Source organism: Mesorhizobium sp. M1E.F.Ca.ET.041.01.1.1, from assembly GCF_003997355.1.
GTDB lineage: Bacteria > Pseudomonadota > Alphaproteobacteria > Rhizobiales > Rhizobiaceae > Mesorhizobium.
The window spans coordinates 1-1,992 of the sequence record NZ_RZSL01000852.1; the positions used below are offsets into that span (position 1 = coordinate 1).

Here is a 1,992-nt window from a genome sequence, read left to right on the forward strand (position 1 = left end):
ACTTTGGCTGGGACGCCAATTATCAACGAGTTATCGGGAAACGATTGGCGTTCTGTGATCAACGCCCCCGCACCGATTATGCAGTTGCTGCCGATCGTTGAGTGACTTAGAACGGTCGCCATCATTCCGACCAGCGAGTTATTGCCGATGGTGCAGCCGTGGAGCATCGCCGCATGGCCGACAGTAACTCCTTCTCCCAGAACGAGCGGCGCGCCACGATCGACGTGGAGCACCGCGTTGTCCTGGACATTTGTTCGGGATCCTATGGAAAGAATATCACTATCGCCGCGGATCACTGTTCCGAACCAGACGCTTGATTGACACGCCAGCGTAACCCTTCCGATAACCTGTGCTGTTGGGGCGACCCAGACGTCATCTTCTAGCGATGGTGCAATTCCATCCAATTCATAGAGTGCCATCGTCAGCCTCCATCGGACCGGTCATGCCGACGGGTGTGGATTCGTCGCTGCGAGCTTTTTTGTGAGAGCGCATCGCGGCGCGTAGCCTTGCCGTTGCGAGTTTGTCCAAGACGCCGTCCCGCTCGACAACGCCGTATATTGCTTCGGCACGATTGGAAGTAAGTAGTCCGCTGGCTAGGTCCCGAGCTACCTGATCGCAGTCCCGCTCGAGTGGGTCTCCGTATCCGCCACCTGCGGCAGTTCGTGAAACGATATATTCTTCTGGTTTAACCGTTATCTGCCCAACTGGTGCGAGCTCATTTAGATGTCCGGAATTATTGCGGACGTGTTGTGCTGCGGTGCTTCCAGAAAGGCCACCGCAAACACCTTGCGCTCCACTGAAAGTGCCATCACTGACATACGCCAAAGTCATTGGCGACAAAGTAGGTTGGAACTCAACCTCAAGGCACGGAGCGCCGACAAAGCAACCGCCGCCTTCGCTATCTGGGACCAATTCGCGGCGCAAGATTCGTAGCGGATGGTGCATTTCCGTCATTTCGACGCTTTCGACGAAGGAGATTCCTGCGTTTCCTGCGTGTGAATAGGTCAACCAGCCGTCGCCAAAGGATGATGCCGGGCCGCCCGTGCTACCAAGGAAGAGCTGATTTATGTAAGGAGTTTCCGTTCGCGGGTCGATGCCCGACACAACGCCTTTATGAGGAGGATTGACCGCGCCGACCTCTGCCACAGCTTGTTTTGGAACTATACTCGAAAGAGCCATGTGTACCGCCCCCACAACCCTGTCAGCTAGGTTGGTTGTGGATACGGAAAGACTGAGGGGGTGCTTCGCGCCACCGATCGCGGAGCCGTCCTTAATCAGTACGTCGATGCAACTAAAGCTGCCAGCGTTTTTCGGTATTTCTGCATCTAAGCAGTTAAACACGCCAATCATTGCGGCGGTCTTAGCGCAGGCCTCACTGACGTTCAGCCCGCAGCTCATTGCCGCAATATTGTCTCTTAGATCGACCGTAATGCGTCCGGTGCCGGGGGAGATCGCAATTGTGGCGGCGACATTGACTCCGGCCAGCGGCGTCCCGAACATCGGGTCATGATGGCTCTTACCGCTAGAAACCGTTTCCGGGAGCTTGGTAATCGCTTCGAGCATACGTGTGCGGCTGTATTCCAGCCATTGGGTCTGAAACTCGCTGAATATATCCCAGCCGATCTCGGCACCAAGGGCGAGGAGTTCCCGCTCCCCGGCGCGAGCGGCGCCGACCATTGCGAGATAGTCACCATACCATTGATTAGGCACGCGAATTCTCAGGCGGCACATGCGTATTATGTCGTCTATGTCCTGGTAGTTGCTTTGGACGCGAACAGCCGGAAACAAGAGCGCTCCCTCCTCGTATGCATCCTTAGCAGTCGAGAAGTAGGTGGTGGGTGCGCTATTTCCAATGTCGGCTTGATGGGCCTTAACGACGACCGTAAACCGATGAACACCCTGGTCGTCGATCACCGGCACAAGAATTGTATGATCCGCCGCATGACTGCAGCCGTGATAGGGTGAGTTGTGCAGGGATGCGTCGCCTAAGTG

2 protein-coding genes are annotated in these 1,992 nt (G+C 55.9%); both read right to left on the reverse strand.

The genetic code is table 11. The features are described from left to right. The coding region (locus EOA38_RS35030; RefSeq protein WP_145966237.1) for a gamma carbonic anhydrase family protein at positions 1 to 419 on the reverse strand (419 nt) is incomplete at its 3' end. Then, positions 406 to 1,992: hydantoinase B/oxoprolinase family protein (locus EOA38_RS35035; protein WP_145966238.1), on the reverse strand; the 1,587-nt coding region annotated here is incomplete at its 5' end. The genes EOA38_RS35035 and EOA38_RS35030, both read right to left, overlap by 14 nt.